General features: G+C 54.6%; 25 protein-coding genes. 7 read left to right on the top strand and 18 right to left on the bottom strand.

Going from position 1 to position 24,717, the window contains the following annotated elements; translation table 11 throughout:
• Position 1: 1 nt before the first annotated feature.
• Genes HOL66_05710 through HOL66_05695 form a run of 4 tightly spaced genes read left to right on the top strand, consistent with a single transcriptional unit; the run spans position 2 to position 2,166 of the window.
• A complete protein-coding gene (locus tag HOL66_05710) occupies positions 2 to 529 on the top strand; it encodes a cytochrome C (GenBank protein MBT5243719.1) in 528 nt (175 codons plus the stop codon).
• 16 nt (positions 530 to 545) lie between these two features.
• Positions 546 to 1,214 carry a class I SAM-dependent methyltransferase gene (locus HOL66_05705; GenBank protein ID MBT5243718.1) on the top strand — a complete coding sequence of 223 codons (669 nt, stop codon included), beginning with the start codon at positions 546 to 548 and terminating at the stop codon, positions 1,212 to 1,214.
• 6 nt (positions 1,215 to 1,220) lie between these two features.
• Positions 1,221 to 1,442, top strand: coding sequence for a hypothetical protein (locus HOL66_05700; protein ID MBT5243717.1), 222 nt, complete (start codon positions 1,221 to 1,223; stop codon positions 1,440 to 1,442).
• Complete coding sequence (locus HOL66_05695) at positions 1,435 to 2,166, top strand: hypothetical protein (GenBank protein MBT5243716.1); 732 nt, start codon at positions 1,435 to 1,437, stop codon at positions 2,164 to 2,166. The genes HOL66_05700 and HOL66_05695 overlap by 8 nt, the downstream gene beginning before the upstream one ends.
• 4 nt (positions 2,167 to 2,170) lie before the next feature.
• On the opposite strand, the gene ccmI is transcribed toward HOL66_05695, so the two are convergent.
• The 10 genes from ccmI to HOL66_05645 form a co-directional block, all read right to left on the bottom strand.
• The gene (gene ccmI, locus HOL66_05690) at positions 2,171 to 3,331 is read right to left on the bottom strand and encodes a c-type cytochrome biogenesis protein CcmI (protein MBT5243715.1); all 1,161 of its coding nucleotides are present in this window, start codon (positions 3,329 to 3,331) and stop codon (positions 2,171 to 2,173) included.
• Between the two features lie 3 nt (positions 3,332 to 3,334).
• Positions 3,335 to 3,898, bottom strand: a complete 564-nt coding sequence (locus tag HOL66_05685; GenBank protein ID MBT5243714.1) for a cytochrome c-type biogenesis protein CcmH — start codon at positions 3,896 to 3,898, stop codon at positions 3,335 to 3,337.
• Positions 3,895 to 4,431: a DsbE family thiol:disulfide interchange protein gene (locus HOL66_05680; protein ID MBT5243713.1), complete on the bottom strand. Its 537-nt coding sequence runs from the start codon at positions 4,429 to 4,431 to the stop codon at positions 3,895 to 3,897. Before HOL66_05680 ends, HOL66_05685 begins: the two co-directional genes overlap by 4 nt.
• Positions 4,428 to 6,413, bottom strand: coding sequence for a heme lyase CcmF/NrfE family subunit (locus HOL66_05675; GenBank protein ID MBT5243712.1), 1,986 nt, complete (start codon positions 6,411 to 6,413; stop codon positions 4,428 to 4,430). Before HOL66_05675 ends, HOL66_05680 begins: the two co-directional genes overlap by 4 nt.
• Entirely contained in the window at positions 6,410 to 6,889 is a 480-nt protein-coding gene (ccmE, locus tag HOL66_05670; protein ID MBT5243711.1) for a cytochrome c maturation protein CcmE, read from the bottom strand. Before ccmE ends, HOL66_05675 begins: the two co-directional genes overlap by 4 nt.
• Positions 6,890 to 7,042, bottom strand: coding sequence for a heme exporter protein CcmD (gene ccmD, locus HOL66_05665; protein MBT5243710.1), 153 nt, complete (start codon positions 7,040 to 7,042; stop codon positions 6,890 to 6,892).
• 25 nt (positions 7,043 to 7,067) lie between these two features.
• Entirely contained in the window at positions 7,068 to 7,790 is a 723-nt protein-coding gene (locus HOL66_05660; GenBank protein MBT5243709.1) for a heme ABC transporter permease, read from the bottom strand.
• A 65-nt stretch (positions 7,791 to 7,855) separates the two neighbouring features.
• Positions 7,856 to 8,521 carry a heme exporter protein CcmB gene (gene ccmB, locus HOL66_05655; protein ID MBT5243708.1) on the bottom strand — a complete coding sequence of 222 codons (666 nt, stop codon included), beginning with the start codon at positions 8,519 to 8,521 and terminating at the stop codon, positions 7,856 to 7,858.
• Entirely contained in the window at positions 8,518 to 9,147 is a 630-nt protein-coding gene (gene ccmA, locus HOL66_05650; GenBank protein MBT5243707.1) for a heme ABC exporter ATP-binding protein CcmA, read from the bottom strand. Before ccmA ends, ccmB begins: the two co-directional genes overlap by 4 nt.
• 346 nt (positions 9,148 to 9,493) lie before the next feature.
• Positions 9,494 to 10,195, bottom strand: a complete 702-nt coding sequence (locus tag HOL66_05645; protein ID MBT5243706.1) for a helix-turn-helix transcriptional regulator — start codon at positions 10,193 to 10,195, stop codon at positions 9,494 to 9,496.
• Positions 10,196 to 10,302: 107 nt separating this feature from the next.
• On the opposite strand from HOL66_05645, the gene HOL66_05640 reads away from it, so the two are divergent.
• Both HOL66_05640 and HOL66_05635 read left to right on the top strand, forming a co-directional pair.
• Entirely contained in the window at positions 10,303 to 11,463 is a 1,161-nt protein-coding gene (locus HOL66_05640) for an acyl-CoA dehydrogenase (protein MBT5243705.1), read from the top strand.
• Between the two features lie 10 nt (positions 11,464 to 11,473).
• The gene (locus HOL66_05635) at positions 11,474 to 11,992 is read left to right on the top strand and encodes a flavin reductase (GenBank protein ID MBT5243704.1); all 519 of its coding nucleotides are present in this window, start codon (positions 11,474 to 11,476) and stop codon (positions 11,990 to 11,992) included.
• 31 nt (positions 11,993 to 12,023) lie between these two features.
• Here HOL66_05635 and HOL66_05630 read toward each other — a convergent pair whose 3' ends face one another.
• The 8 genes from HOL66_05630 to HOL66_05595 form a co-directional block, all read right to left on the bottom strand.
• Complete coding sequence (locus tag HOL66_05630) at positions 12,024 to 13,253, bottom strand: alpha/beta fold hydrolase (GenBank protein MBT5243703.1); 1,230 nt, start codon at positions 13,251 to 13,253, stop codon at positions 12,024 to 12,026.
• Between the two features lie 186 nt (positions 13,254 to 13,439).
• Positions 13,440 to 14,675, bottom strand: coding sequence for an AMP-binding protein (locus HOL66_05625; GenBank protein MBT5243702.1), 1,236 nt, complete (start codon positions 14,673 to 14,675; stop codon positions 13,440 to 13,442).
• Between the two features lie 5 nt (positions 14,676 to 14,680).
• The gene (locus HOL66_05620; GenBank protein ID MBT5243701.1) at positions 14,681 to 15,496 is read right to left on the bottom strand and encodes an ABC transporter ATP-binding protein; all 816 of its coding nucleotides are present in this window, start codon (positions 15,494 to 15,496) and stop codon (positions 14,681 to 14,683) included.
• A gap of 91 nt (positions 15,497 to 15,587) precedes the next feature.
• Positions 15,588 to 16,907, bottom strand: a complete 1,320-nt coding sequence (locus HOL66_05615; protein ID MBT5243700.1) for an ABC transporter substrate-binding protein — start codon at positions 16,905 to 16,907, stop codon at positions 15,588 to 15,590.
• A gap of 93 nt (positions 16,908 to 17,000) precedes the next feature.
• Positions 17,001 to 18,080: a branched-chain amino acid ABC transporter permease gene (locus tag HOL66_05610; GenBank protein ID MBT5243699.1), complete on the bottom strand. Its 1,080-nt coding sequence runs from the start codon at positions 18,078 to 18,080 to the stop codon at positions 17,001 to 17,003.
• A gap of 4 nt (positions 18,081 to 18,084) precedes the next feature.
• Positions 18,085 to 19,020 (bottom strand): branched-chain amino acid ABC transporter permease, encoded by a 936-nt coding sequence (locus tag HOL66_05605; GenBank protein ID MBT5243698.1) that lies wholly within the window; start codon positions 19,018 to 19,020, stop codon positions 18,085 to 18,087.
• A gap of 21 nt (positions 19,021 to 19,041) precedes the next feature.
• Positions 19,042 to 19,830, bottom strand: coding sequence for an ABC transporter ATP-binding protein (locus HOL66_05600; GenBank protein ID MBT5243697.1), 789 nt, complete (start codon positions 19,828 to 19,830; stop codon positions 19,042 to 19,044).
• A complete protein-coding gene (locus HOL66_05595; protein ID MBT5243696.1) occupies positions 19,830 to 21,773 on the bottom strand; it encodes an AMP-binding protein in 1,944 nt (647 codons plus the stop codon). The genes HOL66_05600 and HOL66_05595 overlap by 1 nt, the downstream gene beginning before the upstream one ends.
• A gap of 253 nt (positions 21,774 to 22,026) precedes the next feature.
• Here HOL66_05595 and acnA point away from each other — a divergent pair, with 253 nt between their 5' ends.
• Entirely contained in the window at positions 22,027 to 24,708 is a 2,682-nt protein-coding gene (gene acnA / locus HOL66_05590; protein MBT5243695.1) for an aconitate hydratase AcnA, read from the top strand.
• Positions 24,709 to 24,717: the final 9 nt, after the last annotated feature.

The raw sequence follows: 24,717 nt of genomic DNA, 5'->3' as shown, positions 1-24,717 counted from the left end.
GATGATCCGTATCCTCACCCTTTGTGGATTGCTTGCCGTTCTCGCCTCACCGGCGATGGCCGGCGGCCCCTTTCCACCAATTGCCAGCGAGGCGGTGAAAACCGAATGCGCTGAATGTCATCTTTTGTACCGTCCGCAGATGCTGCCGGCGAAATCATGGGCTGCCATGCTGGCCGACCTTGCCAATCATTTTGGTGAAGACGCCAGCCTGTCGCCCGCAACATTGAAGGAAGTGACGGACTATCATTTGGCGCACGCTTCGGATGTGGACCCGCACCGGCGGGCCCAGAAGTTTCTCGCCGGGGTCGATCTGAACAATCCGCCCATGAAGATTACCGACACACCGCGCTTTATCCGCAAACACGACGATGTTCCCGCCGCCGCTTTCACCAGCAAGGCCGTTGGCTCAAAAGCACGTTGCCAAAAATGCCATACCAAGGCGACGGAGGGGAATTTTGAAGATGATTTCGTCGTCGTACCGGGTTATGTCAATGCCTTCGGCATTCTGGTTAAGAAAGTATGGGAATAGGATTGGGCGCGATTTCATGAGCAGTGACGATCGGGAAGCATTTCTCCGCCAGGTTTACGGAGCGCAAAACGGCGAAGAACTGACGTCCATATACGATGACTGGGCGACCCGTTACGACAGTGATCTGACAGCATTCGGATACCGAAATCCCGCCGTCGCCGCAGGCTTGATCGGACGGCATATTGACGCTGATAGCGGCACCCTTCTTGATGCCGGTTGCGGGACCGGCTTACTGGGCGAGATCCTGTCTTACATGGGCTACCTTGATCTGGCCGGGATTGATCTTTCCCAAGGGATGCTGGATCAGGCGGCGGTAAAATCCGTCTACACAAACCTTAAGCAAATGGCGTTGGGCACAGAACTCGCCTTTGAGGACGGCCGGTTTGCTGCCGTTGTATCCTTTGGCGTTCTGACTGCCGGACACGCACCGCCCCAGTCGCTTGACGAAATGATCCGGATTACCAAACCGGGTGGGCACCTGATCTTTTCCTTAAGCAATCTGGTCTATGAACCCCTTGGTTTTAAAGACAAACTCGCCAGCCTCGCGGCCCAAGGGAGGTGGCGAGAAATTGAACGCACGCCGTTTTTCCCGGTCCTGCCGGGCTCTGTTTCAGAAGCCACCGTTGAAAGCTGTATTTTCGTATTTCAAACCGAACAAATCCCCCTACACGTGAGAGAGCAATAAGCAAAGATGGTCACGACAGAACACATCTATTTTGGTGGCTATGCTATTGTCATCGGGGGATCACTTATTACCGTTTTAATCGCCAGAAGAGCGGCCAGGGTCAACGACCTGGAAGAAGCAAAACGGAAGCTGGACGCAAATCGCCACCCTGAACCCGTTCCTGCGGTAGAAAATGAAACCCCGCAGGGTACCCAAGAGTTGCCAGAAGGAAGAAAAGAAGATGAATGAGGATCTTCTCAATATCGTCAAGATTATCCGGGCCAAAATGAACATGATCATTTTTGCTCTCTTTATCTCAACCTCGATGATCGCCGGGTGGTCCGTCGTTCAGTTGTTCATTGAACAGCCCTATCTCGAGCAAACCGATGAAATGTTGGAGCGCGTCGCCCGCGACGATTTGAAATTGCTGGGTATCGTCAATGATATTCGCTACGACATCATTCAGGTTCAACAATACCTGACCGATATTTCTGCAACCCGCGGCCTGGATGGCCTGGATGACGGTTTTGAACAGGCCGCTTTATACGCCAAGGATTTAAAAAAAGCGGTCGCCGAAGCCCACGAAATCGCCGGTACGGTCAATCTGACTGAAATGACGGGTCTTCTTAATGATATCACGGAAAAATTCGACCCTTTTTATGACCATGGTATGATCATGGCGAACCGTTATATCGCCGAAGGGCCTGCTGGCGGAAACAAGATGATGCCGGAATTTGATTCCAGGGCAAAGACACTTTCCGGGAGTGTCCACAATTTAATCACCCTGATCAGAGAAAACGCCAGCGATGATCTTATGGAAACGGAAGAATCCATCGATACCTTGAAGGATAACAATTCGACGATGATCCTTCTCGCCATTTTCCCGGCCCTGCTCGGCGTTCTCGCAGCCGTCTTCGGGATCGTCGCGGTGAGAAGAATATGCAGGGTGCTGGAATCCGACTCCAGCCGTTAAGTTTTTACGGAAGCAGGGCGGCGCGGGCGGCCGCTTCGTCGGCTTTGTCGACCTCACCCAGGACACGGTAGGCGCGCTCCAGCCGTAACCAGCCTTCCTTGTTCTTGGGATTATCTTTCATTTTACCAGCCAACCGTTCAACCATGCTGCGGATCATCTGGTTGCGATCCCCTTCGGACATTCCCATCGCTTCCTTGACATCCGCTGTGGTCGGCGCTGGTGCTGGCGCCTGCGTATTTTGCTGAATCTTTTTTGCCAGCGCCAAGGCTTCGGCGCTGGGCGCAATTGAGGCCGGGTCGATGCCTGAATCACGGGCGGCGCGGTCAATCTGCTGGTTTAATATCGGCACCCACGGGGCCTCCGGCGGCGACATTGTCGCCAGATCAATCCACGCCTGCATGGCGCCACGGACGTCGTCCTGCTGGGCCTTGAACATACCCAGATAATAACGGGCCTTGGCATCGGTAATATCGGCGGCGAGAGCTTTTTCAAACAGCCTACGCGCCTTCTCGGAAATTTCAGAATCCGCCGCCAGTGTCAGGGCTTCGCCATAATCAACAGCAAGATCGGCACTTTCCTCGCTGACCCGATAAGCCTCGGCGTAGGCCATGGCCGAGTCCGGATAACGACCCAGCGACAGATAGGTACGCGCAAGTAATGTCCAGCCACGCAGATCGTCAGGATTATTTTTCAAAAAAGCCGCCAGCTTATTTGCCGACTGGCTGATTTTTTTGTGTTCTTCGCTCTGCGCCGTGGTCGCCTCGAGAGCCCGTCCTGCCAGCGGCTGGTCAGCCCGCTCGGGGCTCCCCAGGTTGAGGTACAACAACACAGCACCGACCGGCATCAACACCGTCAGGATGGTAATCATCAGGCCGTTTGATCCCGACCCGGCCGTTTCAGTCACGGTCTCTTCACTGTCAGCGGAGGCCAGCATCCGGCGTTTGATTTCAGTGCGCGCGGCCTCGCCCTGACCGGCGCTTAACAGGCCGCGCTCAAGGTCGGCCTCGATCTCAAGTAACTGATCCTTATAGACATTGATGTCGTAGTCTTCGCGTGGCGCATTTTCAGCGGTCCGCCTTTTAACAAGCGGCCACAACATAATCGCCAGCACGCCAAGCGCGAGGACGGCGGCTATGGCCGACAATTGCAGTGCCTCGGCGCTCATAATCTAGCTCTCGTCCTTCATCAGGGCTTCAAGGCGGCGACTTTCCTCATCGCTTAGGGCAACCGGCACAGCCTCGACGACATCTGTACTGCCACGGCGTCGGTAGAAGACAACCACCACGAACAGTCCAAGACCAATGATCAGCAAGGGTCCCAACCACAGGGCGTAGGTGGCGGCCTTGAAGGGCGGATTGAGCAGGACAAAATCGCCGTAGCGCGAGACCATGTAGTCAGTCACTTGGATGTTGCTGTCACCGGCGAGGAGCCGTTCGCGAACCAGCACCCGCATATCCCGGGCCAGATCGGCGTTGGAACCGTCAATGGACTGATTCTGACAGACCACACAACGAAGCCCTTTGGAAATTTCCCGGGCCCGCTCTTCCAGCACCGGATCATCCAGAATCTCGCTCGGTTCAACGGCCATAGCTGGCGAAAAACCAAGGGCCAGCAGCACGAAAACAAGCGCGACAAGCGCTGCCAAGCCCGTGACCGTGGGCCGCCGCTTATGCGGCGAGCCAAGAGAGCGTAGCGAACGCCCGGCGCTTGAGGGGGAAAGATGATTGTTCATAATTTTCGCAACTCCTGGACAATCGGCCACAGAGTGCTTTCCCAGTTTTCAGGGGTGATCGGGCCGACATGCTTGTAACGGATGAAGCCGCGCCTATCGATGAAGAAGGTTTCCGGTGCACCGGTGACGCCAAAAGCTATTGCCGCCTTGCTTTCCGGGTCGTCGCCAATCAGGGTGTAAGGATCACCGCGACGGGCCAGCCATTTAGGTCCCGCCTCCGGGTCTTTCTCGCGCCAGTCGATGCCGTAAATGGGAACAAGTTTCTGTTCGTGAATTTTCATCAGCATCGGATGTTCGGCAAGGCACGCCACACACCACGAGCCAAAAATGTTGACCAGTGTCACCTGCCCCTTAAGGTCTTCGCTTGAAAATCCCCGCATTGATCCCTTAATCGGCTTCAGATCAAACGGCGGCACCTCCTGATCAATCAGCATGGAAGGCATATCGCGCGGATTGAGGGTCAATCCCTTGGCGAAATATCCGGCGATAACCAGAAAGATCGCCAGCGGCAGAAGGTAGATCATACGGTTCATGGATTTGCCGCCATTGCAGTTTTGCGCTTGCGGCGGGCCGGGGCGCCAATACGGTATCGCCTGTCAGAAATACTGATCACCCCGCCGAATACCATCAGCAGCGAGCCTACCCACATCCAGGCGACCAGCGGATTGAAATAGATACGGGTTACGAAGCCGCCGTCCTGACCATCGGGATCGCCAATAACCGCGTACAAATCGCCTGAAAACAGGGAATGGATGGCCGCTTCGGTGGTCGGCATCTGACGCACCGGGTAATTACGTTTCTCGGCCTTTAAGGTGGCCACATCCTGGCCATCTTTTGTGACCTGAAAAGTTCCTTCAATGATCGTGTAGTTCGGCCCCTGATCCTGACGCGCGCCAAAAAAAGTGTAATCATAGCCTGCAACGTTGACCTGATCACCGGGCTTCATGACCTGAATACTTTCGACTTTCCAGCCACCCGCCCCGGCCATACCGGCAATGGCGATGGCCATACCCAGATGCGCAAAGGTCATCCCCCACGAGGCCCGCGGCTGACGCAACAAACGCCCCAGTGACGTCGTCAAAGGTTCTTTGAACAGTTTGATCCGCTCAGCCAGTTCCACCAGTGTCGAGGTCATAAGCCAGGCCGCCAGACCCAAGCCAACCAGTCCCAGGAACGGGCCCTCGCCAGCAATCGCCACAGCCGCCGCGACGGCCACACCGGCAACGACAAAGGCGATTTTAAGGCGCAGCGCTGCCTGTACGATGTCGGCGCGCTTCCACGACAGGAACGGGCCAAAGCCCATGGCCATGAACATCGGCACCATCAGCGGGATAAATACGGAATTAAAAAACGGCGGGCCAACAGAAACTTTCGAGCCGCCAACCGCGTCAAGGAACAGCGGATAAAGGGTGCCCAGCAGAACCACTGCGCAACCTGTCGACATCACAAGATTATTCAAAAGCAAACCACCTTCGCGCGATATCGGTTTGAAAACACCGGTGCTGCGTAAAGCCGGGCCGCGCATGGCGAACAGCACCAGTGAACCACCAATGACAATCATCAGAAGCATCAGGATGAAGACACCACGTTCAGGGTCGGTGGCGAAAGCGTGGACCGATGTCAGCACCCCGGAGCGCACCAGGAAAGTGCCAAGCAAGCTCATGGAGAAAGCCAGAATGGCGAGGAAGATCGTCCACGTCTTCATGGTGTCGCGCTTTTCTACAACGATCGCTGAATGCAGCAGCGCGGTTCCAGCCAGCCACGGCATGAAAGAAGCATTCTCGACCGGATCCCAGAACCACCAGCCACCCCAACCCAGTTCATAATAAGCCCACCAGGAACCAAGGGCGATGCCGATCGTCAAAAACGACCAGGCGGCCAGCGTCCATGGCCTGACCCAGCGCGCCCACGCCGCGTCGACACGGCCTTCAATCAGGGCGGCAATGGCGAATGAAAAGGCCATCGAGAAACCGACGTAACCCAAATACAAAAACGGCGGATGGAAAGCCAGCCCCGGGTCCTGCAACAGCGGGTTCAGGTCGCGACCATCCATAGCCGGCGGGAACACCCGCTCGAACGGATTGGAGGTCAGCAACATAAACAGATAAAAACCGACGGCGATCAATGACTGCACGCCAAGCACCCGGGCCCTCAGCGTCGGCGGCAAATTTGCACCAAACAAAGCGACGGCTGATCCAAAAGCAGCGAGAATGAACACCCACAACAGCAGTGAGCCTTCATGATTGCCCCACACACCGGCGACCTTGTAGAGCATCGGTTTCAGGGAATGGGAATTCTGAACAACGTTGACGACGGAAAAGTCGGAAACAACGTGCGAATAGGTCAGGCAGCCAAAAGCAAAAGAAACCAGCAGCACCTGTGAAATGGCCGAAGGCTTGTCCATGGACATCCACACGGCATTACCCCGGTGAGCGCCGATCATCGGCACCACCGCCTGAACAATGGCGACAAACAGGGCCAGGACGAGGGCGAAATGTCCGGCTTCGGCAATCATTTCGTGGTTTCCCCGGGGACATGTCCCTGACGCTTCATTTCCTCGCTCATATCATCCCACTTGCCGGATTTCTTCAAAGCATCAGCAACTTCCGGGGGCATGTAATTCTCATCGTGCTTGGCCAGCACCTCATCAGCGGTGAACACACCGGCGCTGAACGTCCCCTCGGCAACAACGCCCTGTCCCTCGCGAAACAGGTCGGGCAGGATGCCCCGGTAGCTGACTTGAACCGAATTGGCCATGTCGGTGACTTTAAACATAACCACCGCGTCAGGTAATTTCTCAACACTGCCTTCCTCGACCAACCCTCCCAGCCGCAAACGCTGCGTTGCCGGAACCGATTTCTCGACGATATCCGTCGGGCTGTGGAAGAAGACGATGCTTTCCTCAAACGCGCTTAGGATCAGGCCCGCGGCGGCGGCAATCAGCAACAACGCCAGGCCGACGAATGTCAGTCTTTTATGCTTTCTTTTCACTTAAGACTTATCCTCTGTTGATACCTCAAGGGATTGCAGTGTCGCTTCATTTTCACGAAGCCCGCGCAAACTGGTAACCAGCATCACGATCATCACCACGGCGGTGACCCCGTAACTGGGCCAGATGTACGCACCGTAACCACCCATATCGATAAAGTCCTTGATCATGCTCATGTCCTTAACCGTGAACCTGTTTTAAGCGCGCAATGCGGATTTTGTTGCCGATAATTTCAGCCCTGATCCGGATTAACAGCACCCACAGATAATATGTGGTGAAAGCAACCGCCATTAACAACAACGGCCACAACATGGAGGCATCAATGGAAGGGCCCCCCATTTTGATAACACTGGCCGGCTGATGCAGGGTATTCCACCAGTCGACGGAAAACTTGATAATCGGCACGTTGATAAAACCGACCAGCACCAGAATCGAAGACGCCCTGGTGCCACGGGTGGGGTCATCAAAGGCATTAACCAGCGCGATATAGCCAAGATAAAGGAACAGCAGCACCAGCATGGAGGTCAGGCGCGCGTCCCAGACCCACCAGGTCCCCCACATGGGCTTGCCCCAAAGCGATCCCGTAAACAGCGCCAGAAACGTAAAGCAGGCGCCAATCGGGGCCGTCGCCTTGGCCGCCACATCGGCCAGCGGGTGCTTCCAGATCAAGCCGACAGCAGCGGCGATGGCCATACTCGAATAACAGAACATCGCCATCCACGCCGAAGGCACATGCACATACATGATACGGACACTGTTGCCCTGCTGGTAATCGGCAGGTGAGTTGAAAAGCCCAAGATAAAGCCCGGCACCGCCAAGCAGCACCGTCGCCCATGCCATCCATGGTTGGACGACACTGGCGATACGCAGAAAACGGGTTGGATTGGCAAAACGGTGTAGCATGTAATTCTCTGACTAAAAGGGGCTTGCGGGAAGGAAGTTTTAACGCCTGGCTTGCTAATTGTCACTCATTCGATGGCTTGCCTGACACCTGCAGCCGCCGCCCATGGACAAAGTGCTAACGCCCCCATCAGGAAAGCGCCCAGAATCAAAAGTTGAGCATTGGCTTCAAATCCGCCAATGACGGCATCAATGGCGCTGACACCAAAAATAAGCACCGGAATATAGAGCGGTAAAATCAGAAGCGCCAGCAGTACCCCTCCACGGCGCGATCCTAAAATAAGCGCCGCCCCGACCGCCCCGATTAGGCTTAAAGAAGGGGTGCCCAGCAACAGCGCCAGAATAAGCATGGGGAAGCCTTCGGTATTCATGTTGAGCAACACCGCGAGCAGCGGTGCTGCAATGATCAGCGGCAGGCCGGTGGTCAGCCAGTGAGCCGCCACTTTTGCCAGCACCGCCACCTCAAGGGTAATCGGTGACAGGCTGAGCAATTCAAGCGAGCCGTCTTCAAAATCCGTCTGAAATAATCGTTCCAGCGACAGCATGGAAGCCAGCAAGGCCGCCACCCAGATCACCCCGGCGGCGATACGGGCCAGGATATTGGGTTCAGGGCCGACACCAAAAGGGAACAGCACCACGGCAATGACGAAGAACATCACCACCATCATGTTATCCATGCCCTGGCGGGTCGCCAGGTGCAGGTCGCGCTTGAGGATGGCTAGAAAGCCGTTCATGAGGCTTGCCTGATGGCATAGTCGGCCAGATCGAGCACCTCAAAGCTCTCAAGATGCATATCCGAATGGGTCGAGATGACAACCATGCCGCCACCTGCCCGATGGGCCGAGATAGTCGCCTCCAGCTCTGCAATGGTTTGCTTGTCGAGGGCCGTTGTCGGCTCATCAAGCAACCACAGGGGAGCCGGTGCGGCAACAATGCGGGCCAGATTGACCCGGCGCTTCTGCCCGGCCGAAAGAAAGCGTCCCGGAACATCGGCCAGATGGGCAATGCCAAAGGTTTCAAGGGCCGTCATGACATCAACCGCGCCGCCGCGCAGGGACGTCCAGAAGTTGACATTTTCGGCAACACTGAGAACCGGTTTGACGGCGTCATGATGGCCAACGTAATGCATCCGGCCGCCGTGGGCTTCCGGGTCTTCGCTGATCGCTTCATCATTCCAGCTTAAACGTCCGCCAGCTTGCGGAAGAAGCCCCGTCATCAACCTGAGCAGACTCGACTTGCCACTGCCGTTGGGACCAATCAGGACCAACGCGCCACCAGCGTCCAGGTTGAAATCAAGGCCGCTAAAGACGGTCCGCTCACCACGCACACAGATCAGGTCTTGGCCGCAAAAAATGCTCATGAAATTCTTATGACAAAGTGGACAGAGAGGTTGAGGAGCGCAAAAGGTATCCTATTTAAGCCCCTGCTGAAAAAGAAAAAGTCGACCGAACCACAGGGGAGCTGAGTTCGGCCGACAAGTTGAGGCTATAAACGCCTTTTTGAGGGACCAGAGAGGGGGGTCTCTGGATATGCAGCATGGGATGCGGCATAGGGAGTATTTAAAGGGGGGAGTGTGGCGACTTTATGACCCATTTAACCCGAAATAAGGCGAAACTGTGATTTTGTGTAACCAGAGGGTAACAGCCAGATGTCGAAATCCGTTGAAGCGCTGATGGATATTCACTGGAACCAGTTGCCCGAAGAAATCAAGGACGGCTTAAGACGGCAGTTGGCGCAAAATGACTAAGTTTGAGCGCTTTTGGGAACGTCTCACAAACATCACGAGCGCCATCAAGGGTCAAATCTCCCGCTCTTAAAGCGTCCTTTATTTTCAACATGCCCATCCATATTTCGGCCATTGTGCGAATTGACGACGAAACAAAAACATCAATTTCATAGCCAGGATCCTTTAGACATACATCAACAGTCTGATTTTCCATTAACAGCCACCAGCGACGTTGCTTTACGGGCACGCCCGTAAATTCAAACTGAACAACAAAACGCCGGTCTTGCGGAATGAAATCAAAATCAATATTTCGATGCATATCCCACATCAAAAGTGACGGGTCCAGGTCCTTGTCCTGCAAATCCTGCTCGAGCCATTTTTGCGCCCACTCGCCCTGCATTTCAATGATCGGACGCAGGGCTTCCCCCGCTTCAGTCAAATAATATTCAAACCCTTTGCCTTTTCGTGCGGGGTTGCGCCGAAGAATCCCGGCCCACTCCAGATCTTGCAAGCGCGCTGATAACAGGCTTGGTGACATAAGCGGCACGCCTTTTTTTATATCGCTGAATCGATAACTGCCGCACATCAGTTCACGAATAATAACCGGGGTCCACTTAACCGCCAGCACTTCGGCGGCTTTGGCGACCGGGCAAAACTGCCCATATCCATTTTTATCTTTCATGTTTCCAGCCTAATTCAGGTGGCATCAAATTCAAGTACAGATTTAGTACTATAAAAAAATTACCCGTCGGCGTCTATTGCACTCTCATCAAACAGAAGGAGGGCGACATGGACGCCTATGCAGGAAAAATGAACACCACAGATATTATTGATCAGCTAGGCCCTGGTTTCGCTTCCCGGGTCACGGAAAATGACCAGAACGACCTGTTCGTGCAGGAAAACTTCGACGAGTTGAAAGCCAACAAAATGTTTTCGGCCCTGGTTCCCCGGGAACTGGGTGGTGGCGGTGTAAGCCATTCGGAGATGTGCCACACCATCAGGAAAATTGGCCGGCATTGTCCATCGACGGCCCTGACGTTTTCAATGCATCAGCACATCATCAGCGCCGCCGTGTGGAACCATATGCGCGGAAATCCCGGTGCGGCGTTACTGGAAAAGGTCGCATCCAACGAGCTTGTCCTGGTCAGTACGGGAGCAACGGATTGGCTTGGATCGAACGGCGAAATGACGAAAACCGAAGGCGGATATCTGGTTTCGGCGCGAAAATACTTCGCCAGCGGCTGTATGGCAGGAAACGTGCTGGTGACATCCGCCCCGTACGACGATCCGGGTGACGGCAGGATCGTCATGCATTTCCCTGTTCCTATGAAAGCTGAAGGCGTCAGTATTGAAGAAAACTGGCAAGCCATGGGCATGCGGGCGACCGGATCGCATTGTGTTGTACTTGAGGATGTTTTTGTCCCCGATGATGCCATCGGCCTGAAGCGCCCGGCCGAGAAATTTCACCCGGTCTGGAACACAGTCCTTGTTGTCGCCCTGCCCCTCATCGTATCGGGATATGTCGGGATTGCTGAAAAAGCAGCAGAGAACGCCCGCGAAAACGCCAAGGGCAAAATCAACGACGCCGCAAGACCCTACCTGTTGGGTGAAATGGAAAATGCATTAACGACGGCCCAGATCGCCCATCAAAGCATGATCGATATCGCCGACGATCTGAATTTTGATGCCAGCGAAGAACTGACCAACGAAATCGTTAAACGCAAGACGATTGTTGTTAAAGCCGTCATTGAGACAACAACCAAAGCACTGGAAGCATCCGGTGGCCCGGGTTACATGCGCGGACAAGTGATAGAACGGCTGGTTCGTGACAGTTATGCGGCAACCTTCCATCCCATGCAGGAAAAACGGCAACTGCTGTTTAGCGGACGCATGGCCATGGGCTTGCCGCCCATTGCCGCCAATGAAATGACAGAACCTGAAAATGGTTGAGGAAGACGTCATGAACCACATCCACAAAGTGAAGCCTCAAGAAACTGTTCTTTCGCTTCGTCAAACTTATCTTGATGCGATGAGTTGTATCGCCTCAAGCGTCAATGTCGTCACCACCGACGGCCCCGCCGGACGCGGCGGGGTTACGGTGACGGCCATGTCTTCGGTTTCGGCAGACGCCAGTCCCCCTGTCCTGCTTGTTTGTCTTCATCACTTAAGCCGGGCGACGGAAGCTATCCGTGAAAATGGTGCGTTTTGTGTCAATGTTCTGGGCGAAGACCAGCACGAACTTTCAAACGTGTTCGCAGGCCGGGGAGATGAAGAGCGATTTTCACCCGGCACCTGGACGCCGATGGAAACCGGTTCGCCACGGCTCCACAAATCACTCGCTGCATTTGATTGCCGTGTTAGCCAATGTCTTCTCATAAACTCACATTTCGTTGTCTTCGGTGAAGTCGAAGACATCTTCATGGGAGAGCCGCACCCGCCTCTTCTCTATGCCAACCGGGATTATGCAAAAATCTGCTGATCCGAAAGCCGGGGCATCTGCCTTGAGAGGCCTATTCGTTCAGGCTTGCCTCAATAAGGATCTCCCCTGTGATCGTTCTGTGGACAGGACAACGCTCTGCAATTTCAAAGATGCTTTGGCGTTCTTCCTGACTCAGATCACCGGTTATGGAAATTTCGGTTTGTATCCGGTCGATTTTGCCGTTTTCTGTTTCACAAGCCTCGCAATCGTCAGAGTGAATTTTACTGTGGCTTAAGCGAACCTCTGCACGACCTAACTTATAACCTTTACGCTCGGCGTACATACGCATGGTCATCGACTTGCAAGCACCAAGTGCGGATAACAGGAGATCATAAGGTGTGGGACCGGAATCATCCCCCCCTACAGATTGTGGCTCATCTGTATTGAGGATATGCCCGGACCCGGTAACAATGACGTTTGTGAACTTTCCTGTTCCCGTTTCAGCGACAACAACGGTCCCGGGCCTGGCAACGGGGGCCGGGTTTGCCGCCAGCCCGGCGTTTCCTATGTAACGTTCGGCCCAGGCAGATATAACGTCTGCAACATAGACCGCGTCTTCTCGTCTCGATATCAAATGATCTGCGTCATCGAGAGAAACAAAGCTCTTGGGGTGTTTTGCCGATTGAAAAATCTGGGCGGCGTTTTCTATGCCGACGGTTTGATCCATGGGCGCATGGAAAATCAGCAAGGCGGCGTTTAGGGAGTTGACGGCGGCTTCCATGTTTTGTTGCTGAATATCTTCAATGAATTGTTTTTTAATGCGAAATGGCCGACCGGCCAGCAAAACCTCGGCCTCGCCGTTAGCTTCAATTTCTCCAATGGCGGCCTGAAAGTTATGAACGACATGTGCTGGATCAGCTGGTGCGCCAATTGTCGCAACGGCTTTTGTTTCAGGAATAAGGCTTGTGGCTGCCAGAACCGCGGCTCCGCCCAGGGAATGACCAATCAGGATTGAAGGGGCCATGAAGTGGTCACGCATGTAATCGGCTGCGCAAACAAGATCACTGATATTGGAGGAAAAATTGCTGTTGGCAAATTCACCTTCACTGGCTCCAAGGCCGGTAAAGTCGAACCTTAGCACGGCAATGCCTTCGAGGGTCAGGCGCTCGGAAATACGGTTCGCGGCATAAATATCTTTCGTACACGTAAAACAATGCGCAAACAAAGCATATGCCTTGGCCTGGCCCGGGGGCATATCCAGCCTTGCCGAAAGATCACCGTCGCTACCAGGAAATACCAGACGTTGCGTTGCTGCGGCCATATTCTTAAAACTCCTTGCTCAGTCAATTTATCGTGCGCAGGCTAAAATAAAACAGGTGTTCAGTTGGCGAAATGACATTCACCAATTAATACCCGTTTTTTCAAGAATTTCATTTCACAAGCCTGTTACAATCCTGATGGATTGACACGGGTTGCGGATCACGTCCGCCGTGACGATGACAGGAAATCAGTCGTAAGAGCGCTTGTCCTCAATCACCAGGCCGTCATTTGGAAGCGAGCCTGGGGCGGCGAAACTGACGGTACCTTTAAGTTTGCAGACGCTTTGCAGGGTCTCATTGATGGCGGCCTCAAGGGCTTCACCTTGTTCGCCTGTTTCGCAGGTCAACGTCATGGCGTCTTTATCATTGACGGTCTCGACAACCAGCCGGGCCCGTTCAATTTCCTTGTGGCGGCCAACGATTTGAGCAACCTGCTCGGGATGCACAAACATGCCCTTGATTTTGGTCGTCTGATCGGCCCGGCCCATCCAGCCTTTTAGCCGCATGTTGGTGCGTCCGCACGGGCTTGGGCCAGACATCACCGCCGACAGATCGCCTGTCGCGAAGCGAACCAACGGATACTCCTTTGAGAACAGGGTGACGACAACTTCGCCGACTTCACCTTCGGGAAGCGGATCGCCGGTGCCGGGACGGACAATTTCAACGATCACGCCTTCATCGACGATCATCCCTTCGGCGGCGTCAGACTCGTAAGCTATCAGGCCAAGATCGGCCGTTGCGTAGCACTGATAGGCAAGCAAGCCGCGTGCGGCCCATTGATCGCGCAAGGGTGGCGGAAAATATTCGCCGCTGACCATGGCGCGCTTAAAGCTTGAGGCGTCTTTGCCTGCTTCCTCGGCTTTTTCCAAAAGAATTTTAAGAAACGACGGGGTACCCGTATAGGCGGCGGGTTTCAGATCGGCAATGACATCAAGCTGCTGCTCTGTATTGCCGATACCGGCAGGGATGACGGCACAGCCCAAAGCGCGGGCCCCGGAATCCATCATGAAGCCACCCGGCGTCAGATGATAGGCGAAGGTGTTATGGACCAGATCGCCTTTGCGAAAACCGGCTGCATAAAGAGCCCGCGCAAGGCGGAAGAAGTCATCCGTCCTGCCTTCGGGTTCATAGATCGGTCCCGGCGACTGGAAAATACGGGCCAGACCACCGCTTGCCATGGCAGCAAGCCCGCCAAACGGATGGTCTTTTTTCTGCCCTTCAATAAGGTCAGACTTGCGGGTAACAGGTAAACCGGCAAGGGCCTGTGCCGTATTGACAGTCGCGGCGTCAACGTCAGCAAAAAGAGCGGAGAAATAGGGTGCATTTTCCCTGGCGAAGGCAACCTGATCTGCCAGCGCCGTCATCTGGGCGCTCATGCGTTGATCGCCAGAGCGGGTTTCAAGATCGTCGTAAAATGTGCTCATCTTATTTAAGCCAGCCAGCGTTTACGCCTGCGGTAATGTTTGACATCACGGAAGCTTTTGCGACCGCCAGAACTCAGGCCCAGGTAAAATTCCTTAACGTCTTCGTTTTCGGCAAGCGACTTGGCGTCGCCATCCATGACAACGCGACCGTTTTCCAGAATGTAGCCGTAATCGGCATGTTTCAGGGCGACCATGGTATTTTGTTCGGCAAGCAGGAAGCTGACGCCTTCTTTTTTGTTCAAGGCGTCGACAATTTCAAAAATTTCCTCGACCAGTTGCGGGGCCAGTCCCATGGACGGCTCATCAAGTAAAATCATTTTCGGGTTGGCCATAAGAGCGCGGCCAACTGCCGTCATCTGCTGCTCACCACCCGATGTATAGCCGGACTGGGAGGTGCGGCGCTCTTTCAGGCGCGGAAAATAATGGTAGACCTTTTCCAGCGACTGGTTGATGGCGCTGGTCCCGTCGGTGCGGGTATAAGCACCGGTCAACAGGTTTTCCTCGACCGTCAGATGCTCGAAACAATGGCGTCCTTCCATCACCTGGACGACGCCTTTTTTAACAAGGTCGGACGGCGTCAATTTATCGATACGCTCGCCCCGGTATTCAATATTGCCTTTGGTAACATCCCCACGCTCAGCCCCAAGCAGGTTGGAAATTGCCTTCAAGGTCGTCGATTTTCCGGCCCCGTTGGCGCCCAGAAGGGCAACCACGCCACCTTCGGGAACTTCAAGGGAAACCCCTTTCAACACCAGGATCACATGATCGTAAATGACCTCGATATTGTTAACAATCAGAAGCGGGCTTCCGTTTTCAGTCATCGTAAACTAACCGTTGCTAAATTTCTTTGGGCAGACAGAACGAATTGGCCGAACCCTGTATCAGGCGGGTTCGGCCAATCCTGATCCTGGTTTAGTTGCAGGTACGAGGCGTAATGCCTTTTTCTGCAGCGTATTTGGCCGCTGATGCTTCGATCATCGGGCGGACAATGTCATTCATGGGCTCGATCCAGTCGGATACGAATTCCCACTGCTGACCTTTCCATTCCTGGATACGAAGCGGCGTGCCGCCTTCGTGGTTCAGGCAGGTAATCTTGATCGGTTTCATGAAGCGGCTAAGGCCAAGCTTGGACAGTTTGGCATTGGTCAGGTTGAGGTTTTCAAAGCCCCAGCGGATTTGTTCACCCGTCATCGCCTTGTTGCCATATTTGCTCATGGCGGTACGGATCGCTTCGGAAACGAAGACCGAATTGATCAGGCCACGGTTATAAAGAACTTCACCGACCAGTTCATCCGTCGTCGTTCCATTGCCGTTGCCATAGACATGTTTGAAGATGTCCTGGTGAACAATGAAGTTGGAACCGGGTGAATGGAAAGCAGCCGATTTGTAACCGATCGCGGCTTTACCGGCCGGGCGGGTATCAGGTTCGGCACCGGACCACCAGCCACCGATGAACTTGTTCATGGGGAAGCCAACAGCCGCAGCTTCCTTGATGGCGGTCTGGTTCATAACACCCCAGCCCCACATGAAGACCCAGTCAGGACGCAGCTTGCGACCGATGCTCAGCCAGGTGGCTTTCTGTTCCAGGCCCGGATGGGTAACAGGGAACTTGTGGAACGTGTAACCATACTTTTCGGCCAAAGCTTCAAGCGTCGCAATCGGTTCTTTGCCGTAAGCCGAGTCATGATAAACAAGAGCGATTTTCTTGCCTTTCAAGTTGGCCATGCCGCCTTCCTCACCGCCAACATAGCGAACCAGAGCCGAAGCCTGGCTCCAATACGTGGAGGGTGCGGTGAAGACATAAGGGAAGACCCGGCCGTCAGAAGCATCGGTACGCCCATAACCCATGGAGAAGACCGGAATTTTATCTTTCGCGGCACGCTCGATAATGGCGTAGGTGATGCCGGTGGAAAGCGGACTAAAGGCCGCCGCGCCGGTTTCGCCTTTGCCTTTTAGGCGTTCGTAACATTCGACGCCACGGTCGGTGTTGTAACCGGTATCGCATTCTTCAACGACCAGTTTGACGCCGTTGATGCCGCCGTCACGGGCGTTAAGCATTTTGTAGTAATCCATAGCGCCATCAGCGAACGGAGTGCCATTAGGAGCGTACGGGCCGGTCCGATAGACCAGGCTCGGAATGAATTGTTCGGCTGCTTTGGCTTCACTAACGGCAAAGCCGCTAACGCCAACAGCCAGGCCAACAGCGGCCAGGATCAGTTTGGTAAATCTCATTGGAATCCTCCCTTTTGGATATTCTTGGTGCTTACGTTAATGATTAAATCGGTTGATCTCAAGTAAACCCTAAACTCATGTCAAAATTGTGCCCTAATAGGGGAACGGCCACAAACGCAATTTTTCCTTTCCGATTTGCCACAAGCGGGCCAGTCCGTGTGGTTCGACGATCAGGAAAAAGATAATTAACGCCCCGAAAATCATAAATTCCATGTGACTGATCAAATCGACGGAGATATTCAGACCAAACATGGTCGGCGCATTGGACAGGAAAATTGGTAGCAGGACAATAAAGGCCGCGCCCATGAACGAACCCAGTATGGAACCCAGTCCGCCAATGATAATCATGAACAATATTTGGAAAGAACGTGTAATATCAAAGGCTAAAGCCTCAACACTCGAGGTATAGATGAACGCCCACAAGGCCCCGGAAATGCCGCAATAGAAAGAACTGACGGCAAAGGCGCCAAGTTTCGTCTGCAACGGTTTGATGCCGATGATCTCCGCCGCGATGTCCATATCGCGGATCGCCATCCAGCCACGACCGATATGAGAGCGGACAATATTTTTCGCCGCCAGCGCCAAAACGCAGACAATGGCCAGGGTAAACAGGTATTTATTTATCGGACTGGCCGATGAACCAGTGACAAAAAAGTCACCAAAGACGGCCCGCGGCGGCGCGCTGATCACGCCGGAGGAAGAATAATTGGTGAACCAGGGAAACTTGTTGAACATCCAGACCAGGAAGAATTGCGAGGCCAACGTCGCCACTGCCAGATAAAAACCCTTGATCCGTAAAGACGGAAGACCGAACAAAACGCCGACTGCAGCAGTGATAAGGCCAGAAAGAAGGAACACGATGATAATGTTCATTTCCGGAAAAGCGACCGCCAGTTTGTAAGCCGCAAAAGCCCCGGTGGCCATAAACCCACCCGTCCCCAGGCTTAATTGACCGGCGTAACCGGTCAGCAGGTTGAGGCCGAGGGCGGCAAGCGAGAACACCAGAAACGGCAGCATAATGGTCGACAACCAGTATTCACTGGCCAGCAGCGGCACCGCAACGAAGGCGACGACCAACATCAACGCCATCATGATACGGTCCTGCAGGATCGGGAAAATCGCCTGATCCTTGGCGTAGCTGGTTTTGAATTGTCCGGCCTCGCGATACAACATGACCTTAAACCCTCTCGATAATTTTTTCGCCGAACAGTCCTTGCGGACGGAACAGCAGGAACGCCAGCGCCAGCATATAGGCGAACCAGTCCTCGATAGCACCACCGAAGGCAGCGCCCCAGAATACTTCGGCGACCTTTTCACCCATGCCGATGATCAAACCACCGATAATGGCACCGGGAATTGAGGTAAAACCACCCAGAATGAGCACCGGCAGTGCTTTCAGGGCAACCAGGGTCAGCGTGAACTGAACGCCCAGCTTGGTTCCCCACATGATGCCTGCAACCAGGCCAACAAGACCGGCAACCGCCCAGACAATGGCCCAGATGGTTTTCAAGGGAATACCCACGGAAAGCGCCGCCTGATGATCATCGGCAACGGCGCGCAACGCCCGCCCGATGCGTGTTTTATGGAAAAAGATGGCAAGAACGGCGACAAGGGTGCCGGCCGAAGCGGCGGCGACCAGATCAAACTGGTTGACCAGAATGCCTGAAAATTCAATAGGCGCGCTGGGAATGCCCAGATCAAGTACCTTGACGTCACTGCCCCACAGGGTTTGGCCGAAGCCATCAAGGAAATAACTAAGCCCGATGGTCGCCATAAACAAAATGATCGGCTCCTGGTTGACCAGTTTTCTTAAGACCACCTTCTCGATGGCCATGGCCAGGACAATCATCACGATGATCGTGCTGATCAGCGCCAGCCAGATGGGAAAGCCGTGTTCTATCAGGCCGACCAGGGTCAACGCGGAAAACAGCACCATCGCGCCTTGTGCGAAATTGAAAACGCCTGAGGCCTTGAAAATCAGCACAAAACCAAGCGCCACCAGCGAATACATGACACCGGCCAGCAGGCCGCCCAGTACCACTTCGATGAAGAACAGGGGATATTCATAAATCTCGACAAACGGTGAGACAAAAATGGCGGTCAGGAATTCCATTATGAAGACGCCTCGCAGGTGTTAATCATGGGCAACCCCCAGATAAGCATCAATAACAAGCTGATTGGAGCGCACTTCATCAGGCGAGCCGTCAGCCAGCTTGCGTCCGTAATCGAGAACCACCACATAGTCGGAAATATCCATGACCACGCCCATGTCGTGTTCGATAAGGACAATGGTGGTGCCGAATTCGTCATTAACGTCGAGGATATAGCGGCTCATGTCCTCTTTTTCTTCAAGGTTCATACCGGCCATCGGTTCATCAAGCAAAAGCAGTTCCGGTTCGGCAGCCAGCGCCCGGCCCAGTTCGACCCGTTTTTGCAAGCCATAAGGCAAACGCCCGACCGGGGTTTTGCGAATGTGCTCGATTTCCAGAAAATCAATGATGTTCTCAACGAATTCACGGTGCTCAAGCTCTTCCTTACGGGCCGGTCCCATATGCAGGGCTTGCCAGAACAGGTTCTTGTGCATCTTCGTGTTGCGCCCGGTCATGATGTTATCGAGGGTCGACATTCCCCTGAACAGGGCGATGTTCTGGAAGGTGCGGGCAACACCCTGACGGGCCGCCTGGTGCGGTTTCATCTGGCGGCGGGTTTCACCTTTGTAGGTAATGGTGCCATGCTGGGGGTGATAAAAGCCGTTGATGACATTCAGCATCGAGCTTTTACCGGCCCCATTTGGGCCAATGATGGCCAGCACCTGGCCATCGCGGACTTCAAAATTGATGTTGGCAAGAGCCTGAACACCGCCAAAGGATAGCGAGACATCGTCGACACGAAGGACAACGTCGCCGAAGGTGCGGGCATCCATTATCCGGCCTCCTGCATGGGTTGGGCCTTGTGCAGTGCTGCTTCGCGGATTGCCAGATCGGCCTTGATGACACCCTTGCGGCCATCCTCAAACGTCACTTCGGCCTCAACCGGGATATGGGTTTTGTCCGAATACAACGCGTCGATCAGCTCCTCATATCGCTCGGCGATGAAGTTGCGGCGCACCTTGCGGGTGCGAGTCAACTCGCCATCATCGGCGTCCAGTTCCTTGTGAAGGATCAGGTAGCGTTTGATTTGCGAGCCTGACAAATGCTCATCGGCTGCCAGATCGGCATTGACCGTCTCCACACATTCCTGAATCAGATCGTAAACCTCAGCCCGACCGGCAAGGTCGGTGTAGCCGGAATAAGCCAGGTTTTGTCTTTCAGCCCAGTTGCCGACGGCTTCCAGATCGATATTGATGAAGGTGGCGACGTAATCCTTTTCGTTACCGAAGGCGACGACTTCCTTGATAAACGGGAAGAATTTAAGTTTGTTTTCAAGATACTTGGGGGCAAACATCGAGGCGTCATTGAGCTTGCCTACATCTTTCGCCCGGTCGATGATTTTCAGGTGCCCGTCGGCGTCAAAAAAGCCCGCATCGCCGGTGTGAACCCAACCGTCCACCTTTGCTTCGGCAGTTGCTTCATCGTTCTTGTAATAACCCTGGAAGACACCGGGGCCTGTAAACATGACCTCGCCATTGTCTTCGATGCGAATTTCCACACCGATGGCCGGTTTGCCAACCGTATCGGCGCGAACCTGGCCGTTAGGCTGGGTTGTGATAAAAACGGATGCCTCTGTCGAGCCGTAAAGCTGTTTAATGTTGATGCCCATGGATCTGTAAAAATCGAAAATTTCCGGGCCGATAGCCTCGCCAGCTGTATAGGCGACGCGAATACGCGAAAACCCCAGGACATTTTTCAGTGGCGCAAAGACCAGAATGTTTCCGGCCATATATAACAGGCGATCGATCAATGAAACCGATGCCCCATCAAGAATACGGGTGCCGACACGCCGCGCATGTTCCATAAAGTATTTAAACATCTTGCGTTTAAAGGGGGCGGCATCTTCCATGCGGATTGTCACGGTGGTCAGAATGTTCTCGAAAATCCTTGGTGGCGCGAAGAAGTATGTCGGGCCGATCTCGCGAAGATCGGTCAACACGGTTTCGCTGGATTCCGGGCAACTGACGCAAAAACCCGCCACGTAAGCCTGGCCTAGGGAAAACACGTTGTCACCGACCCAGGCCATGGGCAGATAGGCCAGTGATTCCTCATCTTCATGCAGATTGTCCGAAGTAATGCCGTTACGGGCGGTGATAATCAAATTATCATGGCTTAGCATCACGCCCTTGGGCTGACCCGTCGTCCCTGAGGTATAGAGCATGATGGCAATGTCGCTGCCCTTACCGGCATTAATTTTTTCTTCTGCAAAACCCGGATGATCGGCGTCGAACTGGCGTCCCTTTTCCTTCACTTCTTCTATGGAATGAATGAACGGCTGGTCATAGTCGCGCAAGCCCCGCGGGTCTTTATAAATAATGAGCTCAAGCTTGGGGCAGCGGTCTTTGATTTCTAGCAGCTTGTCGACCTGTTCCTGGTCTTCGGCGATGGCGAAACGGGCGTCGGCGTGCTCAAGCACGAACTGCATTTCTTCGGCCACCGAGTCCTGATAGACCGGCACCGGAACCCCGCCATCGAATTGCGCCGCTACCATGGCCCAATACAACTGCGGGCGATTGTCGCCGATGATTGCCAGACGGTCGCCTTTTTCAAACCCGTATGCCGCAAGGCCACAAGCCAGGGCGCGGATTTCTTTTTCACTTTCGGCCCAGGTCCAGGCTTGCCAGATACCGAAATCTTTTTCACGAATGGCGGGACGCGAACCACGCACACGGGCATTTTCAGCCAGCAGCTTGGGAAATGTATCGAGATTGTTAATTTTTAGAGCCTCCGCAGGGTAGAATGTGTCCTTTTTCTTCGTTCCGGACTTATTTTTCCCGGTTCCCTTTAATCAACACAGGCGGCACTGAGCCGCAAGCAGTTTTTAAAGTCAAGTGGAAGTTGACGTTAACGTCAACCCGAGATGCTTTATTTCATTGTGCGGGATCAAGTTTCCTACTGGTAGACGTGGACTTCAATGCAAAAGTATATTATCGAAAGCAACCGTTTCCCGGACATTTAAGGACCGAACCATGACCACCTTCGGAACCGACACCCTGAAAACCCGCCGCAGCCTCAACGCCGCCGGAAAATCCTATGATTATTACAGCCTTGAGGCCGCCGCCGAGGCGGGTCTCGGCGACATTTCCAAGCTGCCGTTTTCGCTGAAAGTGCTGCTGGAAAATCTATTGCGCTGGGAAGACGGGCGCACCGTCACTGTTGAGGATGTCAAGGGCATGGCCCGTTGGCTCGACAACCGCCGCTCCGACAACGAAATCGCCTACCGTCCGGCCCGGGTGCTGATGCAGGACTTTACCGGTGTCCCCGCCGTCGTCGATCTGGCGGCCATGCGCGACGCCATGGTCGCCATGGGTGGCGATGCACAGGCAATCAATCCATTATCGCCCGTTGATCTGGTTATCGATCATTCGGTGATGATCGATTATTCCGGCACTGCCGACGCCATGGAAAAAAACGAAGCCATGGAGTTCAAGCGCAATCAGGAACGTTATGAATTCCTGCGCTGGGGACAAAGCGCTTTCGATAATTTCCGCGTCGTACCGCCGGGAACCGGTATCTGTCATCAGGTCAATGTCGAACATCTGGCTCAGGTCGTCTGGACTGGCGGCGAGGATGGCTCGGTTGCCTACCCTGACACCCTTGTTGGTACGGACAGCCACACCACCATGGTCAACGGACTGGCCGTGCTCGGCTGGGGCGTCGGCGGCATTGAGGCAGAGGCCGCCATGCTGGGCCAACCGGTGTCCATGTTGATACCCGAAGTTATCGGCTTCAAACTGACGGGCAAGATGTCAGAGGGCATCACCGCCACCGATCTGGTCTTGCGCATCGTCGAGATGCTGCGAGCAAAGGGCGTCGTTGGCAAGTTCGTCGAATTTTTCGGACCTGGCCTCGACAGCCTGTCCCTGCCGGACCGGGCGACAATCGCCAACATGGCCCCGGAATATGGCGCCACCTGCGGTTTCTTCCCCATTGATCAGGAAACCATCCGCTATCTGGAATTCACCTCGCGCGAGCCGGACCGTGTCGCCTTGGTCGAAGCCTACGCCAAGGCCCAGGGCATGTGGCGTGACGCCGACACCCCGGAGCCGCTTTTCACCGACACGCTGGAGCTTGATATCGCCAGCATTGAGCCGGCTATTTCCGGACCCAAGCGACCACAGGACCGCATTTCTCTCAATGCTTCTGCCGGCGCTTTTGAGGCGACCCTGAAGGATATGGCCGGAGTTGACGCACCGCGCAGCGCTGCCGTCAACGGATCGGACCATGACCTTAAAGACGGTGATGTGGTCATTGCCGCCATCACCAGTTGCACCAATACCTCCAACCCTTCGGTGCTGGTCGCCGCTGGCCTGCTGGCTCGCAACGCCGCCGAAAAAGGCCTGCGCTCCAAACCCTGGGTCAAAACATCGCTGGCCCCGGGATCACAAGTTGTCGCCGATTACTTGCAAGCCGCGGGATTGCAGGATCATCTCGATACCCTGGGCTTTAATATCGCCGGTTTTGGTTGCACAACCTGTATCGGTAACTCAGGACCATTGGCCGAGCCGATCGCGAGCGCAATCGAGACGGAAGACCTCGTCGCCACCGCGGTACTGTCCGGCAATCGCAATTTTGAAGGCCGCATCAGCCCGCACGTCAAAGCCAACTACCTGGCCTCGCCGCCATTGGTCGTCGCCTATGCGCTGGCCGGTTCCATGACCCGGGATCTGGGGCACGATCCGCTTGGTAAAGACTCCGAAGGAAACCCGGTTTACCTTAAGGACATCTGGCCGTCGAACGCCGAAATTCGCGAAACCATCGATAAGGCCCTGACCCCGGCAATGTTCAAGGCGCGTTACGCCAATGTTTCGGAGGGACCCAAGGCATGGCAGGAAATTTCTGTCGCCGAAGGGGAAACCTACAACTGGCAGCCGGGTTCAACCTACATCCAGCACCCGACGTTCTTTGAAGGCCTTAGTGGCGCCCCTGCCGAGATCACCGATATTAGCGGTGCCCGTCCACTGGCCATTCTCGGTGATTCGGTAACCACCGATCACATTTCACCGGCTGGCGGCATTGCTACAGATGGCCCGGCCGGCAGTTACCTGAACGAACACCAGGTCGCGCCCGCAGACTATAACTCCTATGGCTCACGGCGCGGTAATCACGAAGTGATGATGCGTGGCACCTTCGCCAATATTCGTATCCGCAATGAAATGGCGCCGGGCACTGAAGGCGGCGTCACCCGCCACATGCCTTCGGGTGACGCGATGAGCATCTTCGATGCGGCTATGCGTTACGCCGATGAAAACGTGCCGCTGATTGTTTTTGGCGGCAAGGAATACGGCACCGGCTCAAGCCGCGACTGGGCCGCCAAGGGCACCCGCCTTTTGGGCGTCAAGGCAGTCATCGTCGAGAGCTTCGAGCGCATTCACCGCTCCAATCTGGTCGGCATGGGTGTGCTTCCGTTGCAGTTCAAGGGCGGCATGACCCGCCAGACCCTGAAGCTGGACGGTTCGGAAACCTTCGAGCTTACAGGACTTTCCGGCGGCCTGACCCCGGGCATGGACGTCGCCCTTCATATCCACCATGCTGACGGCGTCAAAGAGGAAGTCACCCTGACCTGCCGCATCGACACCCTGGACGAAATCGAATACGTCAAGGCAGGCGGCATCTTGCAGTACGTTTTGAGGAATATGGGTAAGGGCTAAAAGCCCCCC

Source organism: Rhodospirillaceae bacterium, from assembly GCA_018662005.1.
In the GTDB taxonomy this organism is placed as follows: Bacteria; Pseudomonadota; Alphaproteobacteria; order Rhodospirillales; family JABHCV01; genus JACNJU01.
This window is presented reverse-complemented; position numbering and strand designations above follow the sequence as displayed.